Annotated in this window: 14 protein-coding genes; 10 read left to right on the top strand and 4 right to left on the bottom strand. The window is 46.4% G+C overall.

The features are described 5' to 3' along the window. Positions 1–64 precede the first annotated feature (64 nt). Positions 65–835: a tRNA isopentenyl-2-thiomethyl-A-37 hydroxylase MiaE gene (gene miaE / locus RH46_RS19545; protein WP_006881260.1), complete on the bottom strand. Its 771-nt coding sequence runs from the start codon at positions 833–835 to the stop codon at positions 65–67. Positions 836–910: 75 nt separating this feature from the next. Continuing rightward, the gene (locus RH46_RS19540; protein WP_006881259.1) at positions 911–1,675 is read right to left on the bottom strand and encodes a hypothetical protein; all 765 of its coding nucleotides are present in this window, start codon (positions 1,673–1,675) and stop codon (positions 911–913) included. A 303-nt stretch (positions 1,676–1,978) separates the two neighbouring features. Between RH46_RS19540 and cysB the strand changes: the two genes are divergently transcribed. The 6 genes from cysB (at position 1,979) to RH46_RS19510 (ending at position 8,881) form a co-directional block, all read left to right on the top strand. Next, positions 1,979–2,953: an HTH-type transcriptional regulator CysB gene (gene cysB / locus RH46_RS19535; protein WP_006881258.1), complete on the top strand. Its 975-nt coding sequence runs from the start codon at positions 1,979–1,981 to the stop codon at positions 2,951–2,953. A 53-nt stretch (positions 2,954–3,006) separates the two neighbouring features. Further along, positions 3,007–4,200 (top strand): methyltransferase, encoded by a 1,194-nt coding sequence (locus RH46_RS19530; RefSeq protein WP_006881257.1) that lies wholly within the window; start codon positions 3,007–3,009, stop codon positions 4,198–4,200. Positions 4,201–4,518: 318 nt separating this feature from the next. Beyond that, entirely contained in the window at positions 4,519–5,484 is a 966-nt protein-coding gene (locus tag RH46_RS19525; RefSeq protein ID WP_006881256.1) for an ABC transporter substrate-binding protein, read from the top strand. A 73-nt stretch (positions 5,485–5,557) separates the two neighbouring features. Beyond that, positions 5,558–6,502 carry an ABC transporter permease gene (locus tag RH46_RS19520; protein ID WP_006881255.1) on the top strand — a complete coding sequence of 315 codons (945 nt, stop codon included), beginning with the start codon at positions 5,558–5,560 and terminating at the stop codon, positions 6,500–6,502. Continuing rightward, complete coding sequence (locus tag RH46_RS19515) at positions 6,499–7,293, top strand: ABC transporter ATP-binding protein (RefSeq protein WP_006881254.1); 795 nt, start codon at positions 6,499–6,501, stop codon at positions 7,291–7,293. The genes RH46_RS19520 and RH46_RS19515 overlap by 4 nt, the downstream gene beginning before the upstream one ends. A gap of 124 nt (positions 7,294–7,417) precedes the next feature. Further along, positions 7,418–8,881 (top strand): diguanylate cyclase, encoded by a 1,464-nt coding sequence (locus RH46_RS19510; RefSeq protein WP_006881253.1) that lies wholly within the window; start codon positions 7,418–7,420, stop codon positions 8,879–8,881. Here RH46_RS19510 and dusC read toward each other — a convergent pair. Further along, positions 8,878–9,831, bottom strand: coding sequence for a tRNA dihydrouridine(16) synthase DusC (dusC, locus tag RH46_RS19505; RefSeq protein ID WP_006881252.1), 954 nt, complete (start codon positions 9,829–9,831; stop codon positions 8,878–8,880). The two genes, RH46_RS19510 and dusC, sit on opposite strands and share 4 nt — an antisense overlap. A gap of 256 nt (positions 9,832–10,087) precedes the next feature. Between dusC and RH46_RS19500 the strand changes: the two genes are divergently transcribed. From RH46_RS19500 to serS, 4 genes are all read left to right on the top strand, one after another. Beyond that, positions 10,088–10,702 (top strand): SEC-C metal-binding domain-containing protein, encoded by a 615-nt coding sequence (locus RH46_RS19500; RefSeq protein WP_006881251.1) that lies wholly within the window; start codon positions 10,088–10,090, stop codon positions 10,700–10,702. Between the two features lie 97 nt (positions 10,703–10,799). Continuing rightward, positions 10,800–11,396, top strand: coding sequence for an outer membrane lipoprotein periplasmic chaperone LolA (lolA, locus tag RH46_RS19495; RefSeq protein ID WP_006881250.1), 597 nt, complete (start codon positions 10,800–10,802; stop codon positions 11,394–11,396). A 2-nt stretch (positions 11,397–11,398) separates the two neighbouring features. Further along, positions 11,399–12,745: a replication-associated recombination protein A gene (locus tag RH46_RS19490; protein WP_040896288.1), complete on the top strand. Its 1,347-nt coding sequence runs from the start codon at positions 11,399–11,401 to the stop codon at positions 12,743–12,745. Between the two features lie 97 nt (positions 12,746–12,842). Next, positions 12,843–14,150: a serine--tRNA ligase gene (gene serS / locus RH46_RS19485; protein WP_006881248.1), complete on the top strand. Its 1,308-nt coding sequence runs from the start codon at positions 12,843–12,845 to the stop codon at positions 14,148–14,150. Positions 14,151–14,259: 109 nt separating this feature from the next. Here serS and ansA read toward each other — a convergent pair whose 3' ends face one another. Beyond that, a complete protein-coding gene (gene ansA, locus RH46_RS19480) occupies positions 14,260–15,276 on the bottom strand; it encodes an asparaginase (protein WP_006881247.1) in 1,017 nt (338 codons plus the stop codon). Positions 15,277–15,319: the final 43 nt, after the last annotated feature.

Genomic DNA, 15,319 nt, shown 5'->3' with positions numbered 1-15,319 from the left:
TTTTAAGCCAGCACTTGTGCTGGCTTTTTTGTCTCCGAAAGCTCAGAGGTAACAAGTTTTTTAATTATGCTGGTACACCGCTGTGAAACTTAAAGTCACTATCTGGTGAAGAGATGAGTTGTGCTTCGATACGACCAAAATAGGCGACACGCTCGCTGATATCCTGACCGGCAATCTCTTCTGCAAGAGTAAGGTAATCCTGATAATGGCGTGCTTCTGAGCGCAATAGAGAGATATAGAACTTAGCAATATCTTCGTCCATATGTGGCGCCAGCTTAGCAAAGCGCTCACAAGAGCGGGCTTCGATATAGGCACCGATGATGAGCTTATCAATCAGAGTTTGGGGCTCATGAGTCGCCATATTACCAATCAATCCCTTAGCGTAGCGACTCGCTTGGACAGGTTCGTACGCGATACCACGCTTATCCATGATTTCCAGAACCTGATAGAAGTGGTGTAGCTCTTCTTTGATCAGCATGACCATCTTATCAATCAAGTCCTGACTATATGGTGAGTCTGACTTTGCCATGATCGTTTTCGAGATCTGACTTTTGCCTTTAAGTGTCTCAAGGCTACCTGTTTTACGGTAAGCGAAATTCTCGTATGGTTCGAACCAATCCAACAGGCTGTGCGCGCTCTGTTTATCAACGGCATACTTACGAATTAAGTACATTGCTGACTGGCCTGCCTTTAGCTCACAAAGCAAGTGGTCAATCAGTACTACCTTAAGGTTTTCTGGCTTGCGCGCCTCATCTACCCACGCGTCAGGTGTTGAACAGTGTAGAAAACCGTTAATAGGCTCTAGCAAAGCTTGGTATTGGTCTAACTCAATCATGTTGAACAAAATCTATCAATTCAAATAAAAAAGGCCGCAACAGCGACCTTTAGAGGATGTGTAATCGCGGCTATGTTACCACTTTTTCTTCTCGCCAAAGAGCTGGTCCATATCGTTTTTGCGTTGGTCTTCTTCGATCTGGTGTAACTCTTCAGCATTTTTGCTTTGGCGTTTCGATTCAAGGTCATCATACATACCCTGAAGTTTTTCGCGAGCCTGATTTGAATAGGCATCATTTTTAGTGCTCAGTGCATCAATACCTTTACGCAATAACTGAACAGCGGTACCCGGTTGGCCGCGGACAATAGCGTCGTTGGAACGCTTAATGACGTTTTCAATGTTGATTCGGATCTGAATCGTCTCCAGACGAGCGTTTTCTGCCACGTAAGCCTGAGTTTCAAAGCGACCTTTATTATGCTCACTGCGAATTGTATCGCGCAGGCGTTTAACCAGCTTAAGCATGACAATCGCTTGTTTGTCGCTACTTGGCACTTTAAACGCAGTGCTTTCGCCAGTCTGTTGGCTCTCGTTAAACTGTTTGATCTGTTGTTTTACGTGCTCGACCCGCTGCTCAAGTTGTTTATTCTTAGGATCAAGTTCGTGCATGTTTTGCAGTGCGTCTAAGATACGGGTGTTCAGGCACACTAAAAGTTCTTTACTGTAAGGTAAATGGTGAGCGTGACCGATCAGCTCTTCTGTAGCATCGATGATTTGCAGATAGCGAGAACTTTCCTGTTTTTTCGCAGTTTCTGCTTTTACTTTGTACTGCAGCATAATGTTATAGCCCAGCACCAAGACGAGTAAGACTGCAACTAAAGCTATGATTAACCCAATATTCATAAATTCCGTATCTTATGTTTTATTTTTTACTGGCTAGCAGGAAAGCATACACGATTATACTCACTACCTGCACCTGTTTTGTATTATCGCTCAAATGTACGATTTTATTAATGAAAAATGTCTACGCAAGACTCATTCTGAGCAATTGATTGCAAAATAGCCACTTGAAATACAAAAGACTCTGCTTTTATGGAGCGAGTTAGCGATTGGACTATCAATTTAATCTTATAGGCGTTATAACTAAATATTATAAACTATGTTCGCTCGCAGTGGGTCGTCGAGTAAGGGATTACGAGGTCAAGAATGAAATTACAACAATTGAAGTATATTGTTGAGGTCGTTAACCACAACTTAAATGTATCAGCGACGGCTGAAAGTCTGTATACGTCTCAGCCTGGTATTAGTAAGCAAGTGCGTCTTTTAGAAGATGAACTTGGCATTCAGATTTTCGAGCGTAGTGGCAAACATCTTACACAAGTGACTGGCGCGGGTGAAGATATCATCCGTATTTCTCAAGAGATTCTGGCGCGAGTGGAGAGTATTAAAGCGGTTGCCGGTGAACACACTCATCCTGAAATGGGTACTCTGAACATCTCAACGACCCATACTCAGGCGCGTTATGCTCTTCCTGATGTGATTAAAGGTTTCACTGCACGCTATCCAAAAGTGTCGCTACACATGCATCAGGGTACGCCGTCACAAATGTCAGAGGCGATTGCAAAAGGCACGGCGAACTTCGCCATTGCTACTGAAGCACTTCACTTATATCAAGACGCGATCATGCTACCGTGTTACCACTGGAACCGTTCGATTGTGGTTCCTAAATCCCACCCTCTAGCGCAGAAAGAGAAGGTCACAATTCAGGACCTGGCCTCTTACCCGCTAGTGACCTATGTATTTGGCTTTACTGGTCGCTCTGAGCTGGATACGGCATTCAATAAATATGGCTTAACACCAAGAGTTGTGTTTACTGCAACGGATGCGGACGTCATCAAAACTTATGTTCGTATGGGTATTGGTGTTGGCGTGATCGCCAGTATGGCAATTGACCAGGAGCAGGATACTGACCTGGTTGCGATTGATGCTAGTCATATCTTTGGTGCCAGCACGACGAGTATTGGTTTCCGACGTGGTACTTTCTTGCGTACTTACATGTTCGATTTTATGGAACGATTTGCGCCTCATTTGACTCGTCCAGTTGTCGAGCAGGCACTGTCTCTTAAATCGAGCGCAGAAATCGAAGAAATGTTCAAAGATATCGACCTTCCAGTTCGTTAAGCCACTACCATCTAAGCTGACTTCCCTCTAAACTACGCACTGTGGGGGAAGTCATGCAAAACCAATTCAAATCACTCGATCAATTCTTAACGCAGCAGCAGCCATACTGGCGCTTTGAAGCGTTTTTCTCTTGTCTGGATACCTTACTTCCCTGGACACAGACCAATCCGCAACTGTGTGACTGGCTGGAAAGCCTCTCTCCGCAGCAGATCGAATGCTATAAGCAAGACAATGCCAGCCTCATCGCTGATTTAACACCCTACTTATCCTGCCTTGAACAGGTCGAACAGTGGACAGGACTCGCTTTCCTCGAAAAGCAGGGGCTGACTCTGGCTAGAGGGGTAGATAACGGCGTTCCTGGGCGTAAGCTTGAACAGATTGTCTCTATGGGTGAAGCAGCACTGCGTGACCATCATGGCACCGAGTGGCTTGAGTGGTGTTCTGGTAAGGGATTCCTCGGTAGAATCTTAGCCAGTCAGACACAACATAAAGTGACCAGCTTTGAATTCCAACAAATGCTGTGTGATTCCGGGCAACTTGAAGCGGATAAACAGAGTCTGCCAATGGAGTTTGTTCAAGGCGATGCGTTCAGTGCTGAAGCGGAAAATGTGTTTAATCAACAACAACATGCCGTGGCTCTCCACGCCTGCGGAGACCTGCACGTTTCACTGCTTAACCACGCCACTACCAAGCAGTTACCAGCGATAACCTTTTCTCCTTGTTGCTACCACTTAGTGGAAGGCGACGTCTATCAAGCGCTATCCGCCACAGGTAGAGCGTCTCAGCTCGAGCTAACTAAAGCTGAGTTAAGAATCCCACTACAAGAGACGGTAACAGGGGGAGAGCGAGTTAAGCGTCATCGCATTGAAGAGATGTCTTACCGCCTCGGCTTCGATCTGTTGTTAAGAACCGAGTTAGGTTTTGACGCTTATCAGCCAGTACCAAGTATCAAGAAGTCCCTACTAGCCGATGGTTTTAAAGTGTTTTGCCAATGGGCATGCGAGCAAAAGAACTTGCAACTTCCTGAGGCAGACTTCGACCACTATCATCAACTCGGATTACAAAGATATTGGCAGATGGAGCGAATTAGTCTGGTGCAGCAGCCATTCAGACGCTGTCTGGAAATGTGGCTGGTTTTAGACAAAGCGCTTTTCCTTGCCGAGAACGGCTATCAGGTGGAAATATCTCAGTTCTGTTCAAGAGCGATGACCCCTCGTAACATACTGATTCATGCGGTGAAAGTGTAGATAGCAACGCGGCGTCTCTTTTTGTTGCTTTAATGTTAAAACTTGCTTTTCTTTTGTACAGCTTGCTGGTAATAATAATTGATGTGCACATAAAGTGTGCAATTCATAAATACAAAACAGAAATTCACACAACATATTATTGCTTATACCAGCGCCATTAATTGTGTACTCAGGTTATTGCTAGGCGAAGGGACTGAGAGCACCGCAGATGGTACTTGTCGTTGTTAAATTGGCATCGCTTTCCTTCCGGTTATGCACTTGTGGCCTTACAGAATGTTTAGATAGTCAATGGTGTTGGTACTACATCAAGGAGTTAAGATGAAAGCAGGAAAAGTCATTGCGACCGCCGTTCTCGCAGGTGTCACATTACTCTCTTCAACCAGCATCATGGCGAAAACTGCCAAGGTGGCTGTTTCTCAGATCGTTGAGCATCCAGCACTAGATGCAACTCGTCAGGGCCTGATCGACGGGCTAAAAGCGAAGGGCTATGAGCAAGGAAAAAATTTAGAATTTGATTACAAGACCGCACAAGGTAATCCAGCTATTGCGGTACAAATTGCACGCCAATATGTGGGTGAAAAGCCAGATGTCTTGGTTGGTATTGCTACACCAACGGCTCAGGCACTGGTGTCTGCAACTCGCTCAATTCCGGTTGTATTTACTGCGGTTACTGACCCTGTAGGTGCAAAGCTGGTTAAAACTCTTGAACAACCAGGCAAAAACGTAACGGGTCTGTCTGATCTTTCTCCTGTTAGCCAGCACGTTGAACTTATTAAAGAAATTCTTCCTGAAGCGAAATCTATTGGTGTGGTATTTAACCCGGGTGAAGCGAATGCCGTGACTCTGGTTGAACTGCTAAAACGTAGCGCAGAAGAACAGGGTATTCAGGTTATTGAAGCAACTGCCCTGAAGAGTGCTGACGTTCAGTCTGCCACACAAGCTATTGCGGCTAAATCAGACGTTATCTACGCACCAACCGACAACACAGTTGCCAGCGCAATTGAAGGTATGATCGTAGCGGCAAATCAGGCTAAAACACCAGTACTGGGTGGTGCGACTTCATATGTAGAAAAAGGCGCTATCGCAAGTCTGGGTTTTGATTACTACCAGGTTGGCGTTCAGACTGCCGACTACGTTGCTGCGATTATCGAAGGTGCCGCTCCGGGCTCACTTGATGTCAAAGTGGCAAAAGGTTCGGATCTGGTTGTTAACCAAAGCGCAGCAAACAAACTTGGTGTAGCTATTCCTCAATCTGTCCTTGATCGTGCAACAAGCGTGAAATAAGCCAAAACCCCAAGTAAACGTGGAACGGTTTTGCTTGGGGTTTGTTTAGTGTTTAGCAGAAAAGGGAGTTGTTATGTCTGCTTTTGCATTTTTTGGCGCTTTGGAAATAGGCCTGTTGTATGGCCTGGTTGCCCTTGGCGTTTATCTCACCTTTCGTGTTCTCGATTTTCCTGACCTGAGTGTTGATGGCAGCTTTCCGATGGGGGCTGCTGTCGCTGCGACGGCAATCGTTGCTGGTATCAACCCTTGGTTAGCGACCTTAATGGCCATCGTCGCTGGTGCGGCAACGGGCTGGGTTACGGCATTTCTAGCGGTTCGATGTGGAATTCTACATCTGTTGGCATCGATCTTAACGATGATCGCAGCGTTCTCTATCAATATCCGTATTATGGGCAGGCCAAATCTGGCTTTGTTAGGTGAAGATACCATCCTGACACCATTCGAAGCGATCGGTGATCCGATGCTGGTTCGTCCGCTTGTGGTAGGGATTCTGGTGTTAGTTTCTGCATGGCTGGTGGTACGTTTGCTTAACAGTGATTTTGGTCTTGGCCTGCGCGCAACGGGTGTCAATGCTCGTATGGTATCAGCCCAAGGGGCGAGCACGTCGTTTTATACCTACTTTGGTCTCGCTCTTTCCAATGGTTTTGTTGGTTTTGCAGGGGCGCTTTTCGCTCAAACGAACAGTTTTGCTGACGTTACTTCTGGTGTAGGTACCATAGTTGTCGGTCTGGCAGCCGTGATTTTAGGTCAGACTCTGCTCCCGGGCAGAAAGATATGGGTCGCAGTGGTGGCTGTTATTGTTGGTTCTGTTTTGTATCGCCTGGCAGTTGCCTTCGCCCTGAGCTCCGGCATGTTTGGTCTGCAAGCTTCCGACCTCAACCTGGTCACAGCGGTTCTTGTTGCGGCAGCATTAATAGCACCAAAAATTAAAGGTAACCTTAAATCAAAAAAGCGTAGCCCTGCGATGGACAGTGGTACTTCATCAAAGCAGGAAAAAGAGTCAGGAGAGGTAGCATGATTCGTCTTGAAGATATTCAGGTGACGTTTAATCCAGGCACTATATTAGAAAACCGTGCATTGCGTGGCGTATCTCTTGAGGTTCCTGAACACCAATTCTTAACGGTGATTGGTTCTAATGGTGCGGGTAAGTCCACCTTACTTGGTGCAGTGACCGGCGAGACACCTATGGTTGGTGGGCGTGTCATTATCGATGAGTTAGATGTAACACGCCAAACGGTCGATCAGCGTGCAAAGCAGTGTGCCCGGGTTTTTCAGGACCCTCTGGCTGGTACCTGTGGCGAGCTGACCATTGAAGAAAATATGGCACTGGCTTATATGCGTGGTAAAAAGAGGGGCTGGAGTCTTTCTCTCTCTTCACAACGCCGTAAGCTTTTTCAGGAGCGGATCAGTATTCTTGGCTTAGGCTTAGAAGATCGTCTCGGAGACAGTATTGGCCTTCTTTCTGGGGGGCAGCGTCAAGCGGTCAGCTTAGTGATGGCGACACTGTCCGACAGTAAGCTATTGTTACTCGATGAGCACACTGCTGCACTTGACCCTCGCATGGCGGCTTTCATTATTGATTTGACCAAGAAAATTGTTTCGGAGTTTAATCTCACCGTAATGATGGTTACTCACTCAATGAAAGATGCGTTGGCGTGTGGTGATCGCACTGTAATGCTCCATCAGGGTGAAATCGTTCTTGATGTCGCCGGGGAGCAGCGTGCCAATATGCAAGTTCCGGATCTATTGGAGATGTTCTCCAAAGTTCGTGGCGAAGAGTTAGCGGATGACAGTTTGTTATTAAATTAGGCTTTTGCTGACAATTTGTTACCGAGATATCCATCGAATGTATGAGATAATCTCAGTTTGTATATCTACTTAACCCATCAACTGTATTACAGTATTGGTGGGTTTTGTTTTTGTGAGGGTATCAATGCAGGTCGACAGGCACTTTAGCTTAAAGTTTGTGTTTTTGACGCCTTTGGTTTTGTCTTTAGTGGTATTCGCACTAACGGTAAAAAACTACTATGACTCGGTTAACCGCGATATTGATGATGAGTACACGCGAGTTATCGAAGCGACTTCGCGCGCCGCTAAAGTGATCGCAGCAATCGATTACAGTTTCTCCAATCATGAGAAATCCACCAACATAATGTTGCTGGAGCACAATCGCCGTGTTGTCGATGGTCTATGTCAGATGTGGCCGATTGATGCGCTACTAAGATCCGATGATCGAGGTTTCGATATACCCGCTGTCGATATCAATTATATGCTGGTTGGCAAAGAGAGCTTATGTACTCCCGGCAGCGAAATATACCAACGTGTCTCAAATCAAGTGTCTTTGGCTCCTGTTCTCTCTTTCTTGCATGACATCGACCCATATCTACTAGGGATTCATTACATCGATCGTGAAGGCTACGTGATGTCTTCTCCTGATGATTATGCCAAAGGGCTGTCGGTTGAACTGCTGGACAACATACAGGTTCGCCCTTATTGGACAGTAACCGCAAACAATCGCGAAGAGATTACTCTCTCGGGACCTGCCCCTATTATTGCAAGTAACGATACGATTTTAAGTATGACAATGCCTGTGTTCCGAGAGGGAAAACATCAGGGCATGCTTTCGTTAGATATCTCTTATGAAGAGCTACTTACCACACAAGGTAAGTTGGCAGGTGAGCTACACATTATTAATACTGGTTACCTTTCTCCACCTGATAACAGTTTCAGGATTAAGAGAATCGAGATAGAAGGAATTGCCAGTAGCTACTCCTTGTTCTACCTGTTCGATTTGCCGAAAGAGATTGGCCACTTTTTCTATTTTGAACGCTACAGTTTGCTGGTAACGCTATTTGTTTATGTGTTCTCAGTGGTGGTGTTGTTCTTTATTAATACCCGGGTTGAGCACGATTACTTCAAAGAGCTTGCGGCTACGGATCCGATGACAGGTTTGCTTAATCGAAGAGGTTTACAAGCCTACCTGAAGAATAATACCCAGCAAGGCGTCTATGTAGCATTAGGGGTATTTGATATTGATGACTTTAAGCAAATCAATGATACCTATGGTCACGATGTTGGCGATGAGGTCATTAAATATATGGCTAAACAGATCAGTGCCAGCATTCGTAGTAGTGATGCCGCAGCGCGAATCGGTGGCGAAGAGTTTGTGGTTTATATGACAGGTAATGCGATCGAGCCGCTGAAGAGAAGCATGCTGAGGGTTCGTAACGAGGTCTGTCAGCATTCAGCTTCAGCGCTTGAGAGTGGCTTTACTGTTTCGGGTGGCGCGCAAGTGATTGAGGCACAGAATGCAGGCAGCTTTGATCTATTGTTCAAAGCTGCTGATGAGAAGCTTTACCACGCGAAAAATAGCGGTAAAGACCAACTGGTGTTTTAAGCGGCAACTAAGCCATCGCGGTAGCGAGTAATGTGCTCAACAATTGGTGCCGCTTTGTTAAAGGTGCGAATCTCGCGGAACAGAGCGTCAGCTTGAGGATACTGGTGACGCAAGTAAGAGAACCATTGCTTGACCCTGTTCGGGTAGTAAAGCCCTTTATCGCCTTTCATCTCATACTGAGAATAAACCAGCAGCAGTTCTACCACTTCTGACCATGGCATCACTGCGTGATCATGTTTAACCACGTTACCCAGATTAGGAACATTGAACGCACCACGGCAGACCATCAAAGAATCAACACCTGTTGTTTCGATACACGCCTGACCATCCTGATAGTTCCAAATCTCACCATTAGCGATAAGTGGAATCGAGAAGCGCTGACGAATCTGGTTAATGTAATCCCACTTGATTTCACTAGCCTTGTATCCGCCAGTTTTAGTACGTGCGTGTACCGTAAGCTCGTTTGCACCAGCGGTCTGAATTGCATCAACAATCTCGAAGCAGTCTTCAGGGTTATCCCAACCAAGACGAATCTTGGCAGTAACAGGCGTTGCCGGGTCAACCGCATCACGACAGGCTTTTACGACGTTATGGATCAGCTCCGGATGCTGAAGCAGTGCAGCGCCGCCTTTACTTTTGTTTACCAGCTTAGCGGGGCAGCCAAAGTTAAGGTCGATCCCTTTCGCACCGAGTTCGGCAGCTTTGACGGCATTTTCCGCCATCCAGTGAGGATCCTGACCAAGTAGCTGAACGTGAATAGGCACGCCAGATTTAGTCTGAGAGCCTTGTTGTAGCTCGGGACACAGGCGATGAAAAACGTGATCAGGCAAGAGTTGATCTACAACACGAACAAACTCAGTGACACATAAATCATAGTCATTGATATCGGTTAAGATCTCTCGCATCAAATGATCTAAAACGCCCTCCATAGGACCCAGAACTACTCGCATAAATAACACCTCAGAATTAGGATGCGTGATTTTAGAGGTATTGGCGAGCAAAGTCATCCCTCAACTGGGATTGATAAATGAAGAGTGAAGAAAGAAAAAGGCTAGGAACCAAAAAATCGAGACTAGCCGTGACGGGAACAATACCAAAACCGTTGCAAGTGCAGTCATCGAATCAGGGAGGGAAGTCTCGAAGTGACCCAGAGCCTTGCATGGGGTTATAATGCGGCTAAACAACGATTAACTCTAGAACTAGAAAATGAAGTATCAAATTCTGACACTCGAAGACTCAATTACTGTCGAATCAGCAATGTTTGTTGAAGGTATAACCTTAGCGGCAAATATGGCGACGAAACCTTTGGCGCCAGAAAGCTGGCTTGGTTCGGTATTTGCTGAGCAAGCGGAAGCGGCAAGACCAAGCATTGAAGCTCATATTCATCAGCAATATAACTACCTGCAGCGTGGTGAGTATTCACTGTTAGCTCTACTCGACTCAGAGGCTCAGCGTGAGCAACTTGCCGACTTTGCTGAAGGCTTTATGACCTTATGGCCAACGGTTGAACAACAGTGGCTAGAGACGAACGTTGGTGATGGTACACTGCGTATGCTGCAAGCAATGTTAACCACCTTTATGTTGGCGATAGACGAAGACCAGACTCGCAGCCAAATGCAAGCGTCAGGAATTGAAACGCCTCCGACTCTGAATGACTTTATCGATCAGATTGACCTGATGATTGCAGAGGTCGCTCAGGCGGCTGATGAAGCAATGACCGGAGCCAAATCTCAAAGTGTTAACCCATACAAAAACATTGGTCGCAATGATGAGTGTCCATGTGGAAGTGGCAAAAAATTCAAGCAGTGCTGCGGTAAGTAAGAAAATTTGATCGAACAAAGTTAACGTTGTTCGGTCATATTAGAACGAATTAGAAGATATAAGTGGTACGTACGCGACCAATTAGGGTAACAATCGAATGAAAAAACTTGCTGTATTACTAATGATGAGCTTTTCAGTTATGGCGGCTCCTAAAGATGAGCTTAGCCAGCGACTGCAAATGAATGATGGGTTTAGTGCTGATTTTTCTCAGCAGTTAATCAGCCCTGAAGGCGACGTTGTGATGGAAGGGCAGGGTAATGTAGAAATTGCACGCCCAAGTCTGTTTCGCTGGACAACGACAGCGCCAGACGAAAACGTCTTAGTGTCTGATGGTAAGAGCCTTTGGTACTACAGCCCGTTTATCGAACAAGTGAGTATTTATTGGCAAGAGCAAGCGACAGAGCAAACCCCATTTGTTCTGCTGACGCGTAACCGCGCTAGTGACTGGGACAACTACAAGGTTGAACAGCAAGGTAATACCTTCACGTTGACGCCAACCGCAGCGGATACTAATCAGGGGCAGTTTAAATTAAAAATTGACTCGAAAGGTAAGGTAGAAGGCTTTAGTGTTGTTGAGCAAGATGGTCAGCAAAGTAACTTCACGTTCAATAATGTTAAGCTGACTAAACCTAGTGCCGACCGTTTTACTTTTGCAATTCCGCAAGGTGTTGAGGTCGATGACCAAAGGAACTAAATGTGAGTAACTACACATTGGATTTTTCCGGGGATGAAGATTTTCGTCCCCTTGCAGCCAGAATGCGCCCGGAAACGCTAGAGCAGTATATCGGGCAGCAACATATCTTGGGAGCAGGTAAACCATTAAGACGTTCTCTTGAGGCCGGCCATATCCACTCAATGATTCTTTGGGGACCTCCTGGCACTGGGAAAACGACTCTGGCTGAAGTCGCGGCTAATTACGCTAACGCGGAAGTGGAGCGCGTATCTGCGGTGACCTCCGGTGTGAAAGAAATCCGAGCTGCGATAGAAAAGGCCCGTGAGTACAAGCTCGCTGGCAGACGTACCATCCTGTTTGTTGACGAGGTGCATCGCTTTAACAAATCGCAGCAGGACGCTTTCTTACCCCATATCGAAGATGGCACTGTCACTTTCATCGGAGCGACAACGGAAAACCCGTCTTTTGAGCTTAACAACGCATTGTTGTCACGTGCTCGTGTTTATAAACTGACGTCGCTCGCTAAGGAAGACATCCGTCTTGCGCTGGAACAGGCTATTAATGACAAAGAGCGGGGTTTGGGGGCAGTAGAGGTTGAGTTTGTCGATAATGTTCTCGACCGCTTATCTGAGCTGGTCAACGGCGATGCGCGCATGTCTCTTAACTATCTTGAGCTGCTCTATGATATGGCTCAAGAAGATGCTCAGGGCAAAAAACAGATCACACTGGCATTACTGGCGGAAGTGGCTGGAGAAAAGGTCTCCCGATTCGATAACAAAGGTGATATTTGGTACGACTTAATCTCTGCGGTACACAAATCTATTCGTGGCTCGAACCCAGATGCGGCACTCTACTGGGCTGCACGAATGATCGCAGCGGGATGTGACCCACTCTATATTGCGCGTCGATTGTTGGCGATTGCCTCTGAAGACATTGGTAATGCTGACCCGCGTGCTATGCAGGTCGCTCTGTCTGCCTGGGACTGTTTTACCCGCGTGGGACCAGCGGAAGGCGAGCGTGCAATTGCTCAGGCGATTGTCTATTTAGCCTGTGCTCCAAAAAGTAATGCTGTTTACACTGCCTGGAAGCAAGCTCTGACTGACGCGCATAATTTGCCCGAGTATGAGGTTCCGCCCCATCTGCGTAATGCACCAACCAGTCTGATGAAAGATCTTGGCTACGGTGCAGAGTATCGTTACGCCCATGATGAACCAGGAGCGTATGCCGCAGGTGAACAATATCTGCCACCAGAAATGTCAGGAAAAAGTTACTACCAGCCGACGAATCGTGGCTTAGAAACTAAAATTGGCGAAAAGTTAGATTACTTGGCTAGTTTAGACGCAAAAAGCCCACAAAAACGCTATGAATAAGCGTCCATTTTAGATACATTTATTCGGTTAATATTTTTAGCGTTCGAGCATGAAGCCTGAACGCGATTTCACTACTAAAAAAAGCATAGGATTAACAATGCTGGATTCTAAATTACTTCGTACAGAGCTGGATGAAACAGCTGCAAAACTAGCACGTCGTGGCTTTAAGCTTGACGTAGAAACAATCCGTACACTTGAAGAACAACGTAAGTCGATTCAAGTAGAAGTTGAAAATTTACAATCCACGCGTAACTCCATCTCCAAGCAGATCGGCCAGAAAATGGCTGCAGGCGACAAAGAAGGCGCTGAAGAGATCAAGAAGCAAATCGGTACACTTGGTAGCGATCTAGACGCGAAAAAGGTTGAACTTGACGCGGTAATGGCTCAGCTTGAAGAGATCACTCTGTCTGTTCCAAACCTACCTGCAGACGATGTGCCAGACGGTAAAGATGAAGACGACAACGTAGAAATCTCTCGTTGGGGTGAGCCAAAAACTTACGACTTCGAACTGAAAGATCACGTAGATCTTGGTGAGATGGGTGACGGTCTTGATTTCGCAAGCGCAACTAAGATCACTGGTGCTCGCTTTATCGTAATGAAAGGTCAATTTGCTCGTCTTCACCGTGCAATTGCTCAGTTCATGCTAGATCTTCACACAGAAGAGCACGGCTACACAGAAATGTATGTACCGTACCTGGTAAACTCTGACAGCCTGTTTGGTACTGGTCAGCTACCTAAATTTGGTAAAGACCTGTTCCACACTGAACCGCTAGAAGAGAAAGTGAACGACGAAGAGCCACGTAAACTGTCTCTTATCCCAACTGCGGAAGTGCCTGTAACTAACATGGTACGCGATACTATTTCTGATGAAGCAGATCTGCCTCTTAAGATGACAGCACACACACCATGTTTCCGTTCTGAAGCGGGTTCTTACGGTCGTGATACTCGTGGTCTTATCCGCATGCACCAATTCGACAAAGTAGAACTGGTACAGATTACTAAGCCAGAAGATTCAATGGATGCACTAGAAGAGCTAACAGGCCACGCTGAGAAAGTTCTTCAGCTTCTGGAGCTTCCTTACCGTAAAGTGGTTCTGTGTACTGGTGATATGGGCTTCGGTGCTCGTAAGACTTACGACCTTGAAGTTTGGGTCCCAGCGCAAGAGACTTACCGTGAAATCTCATCTTGTTCAAACATGTGGGACTTCCAGGCTCGTCGTATGCAAGCTCGTTTCCGTCGTAAAGGCGAGAAGAAGCCTGAGCTTGTGCACACACTAAACGGTTCTGGTCTTGCTGTAGGTCGTACAATGGTTGCGATTCTGGAGAACAACCAAGAAGCTGATGGTCGTATCGCAATCCCAACGGCACTTCAGAAGTACATGGGCGGCGCAACGCACATCGGTTAATCGAAAGATTAGTTAATAAAAGGCGACTCTGTGAGTCGCCTTTTTTGTACCAGCGGGAAACAAAAAAGCCGACATAAAGTCGGCTTTGCAAGGCTATGAGTGATTGAGTTTAGATACTCATTTCACCGCGAAGCACTTGTTGCATCTTCACCTTAACCTGATCGTAGCTCAGACCTTGGCTTAGTAGGAAATGCAATTTTGCCAGAGCCGCTTCAGGTGTCATATCGTAGCCGCTGATCACGCCAGCTTCTGCAAGGGCACAGCCTGTTGCGTAACCGCCCATATTGACCTTGCCCGCAAGACATTGCGTCAGGTTAACCACAATTACGCCACGTTCTGAAGCATCTTTTAGATGATGCAGTAACTCAGGGTTCTGGGGGGCATTACCAACGCCGAAAGTTAACAGAATCATCGCATTAACAGGTTGAAGCAGGGTATTACGGATAACCTCATGGGAGATCCCCGGATACATGGTTATCACACCAATCGGTTGTGGCGTGATGTCGTGAACCTTAAATTCACCTTCAGGCTGTTTACCAACTTCAATATCGTTGCTGATCTGAATATTGATACCCGCTTCCAGTAGTGGAGGCAGGTTTGGAGAAGTGAAAGCGTTAAAACCATCCGCATGAGACTTAGTACTGCGGTTACCGCGCATCAGTTTGTTATTGAAGAACAGCGTTACTTCGTTGATCGGGTAGTTAGCGGCAATGTGCAGAGCATTCAACAGGTTTGCCTGACCATCTGAGCGCAGTTCAGCAAGAGGGATCTGTGAGCCTGTCACTATCACTGGCTTGCCAAGGTTCTCTAGCATAAAAGAGAGCGCTGAGGCTGTGTAAGCCATTGTGTCAGTGCCGTGTAGGATTACGAAACCGTCGTACTTATCGTAGTTGTCGCGGATGTCGTCAGCAATTTGCTGCCAATCTGCTGGTGTCATATCTGATGAGTCGATAAGCGGGTCATACTCATGGATAGTAAACTCAGGCATTTCTGGTCTGTGGAACTCTGGCATACTTGCTAATTGTTTTTCCATGAAACCAGCTACTGGAACATAACCGTGATCATGGGATTTTTGCATACCAATGGTACCGCCAGTGTACGCGATATAAATATGTTTTCTTGCCATTGCTTTGAAACCAGTTAATTGTAGGGGGAACAGAGCGTGGGAT

Source organism: Vibrio brasiliensis LMG 20546 (assembly GCF_000189255.1).
Taxonomy (GTDB): domain Bacteria; phylum Pseudomonadota; class Gammaproteobacteria; order Enterobacterales; family Vibrionaceae; genus Vibrio; species Vibrio brasiliensis.
The sequence above is the reverse complement of the archived record's forward strand: the minus strand, read 5'-3'. Positions and strand labels throughout refer to the sequence as shown.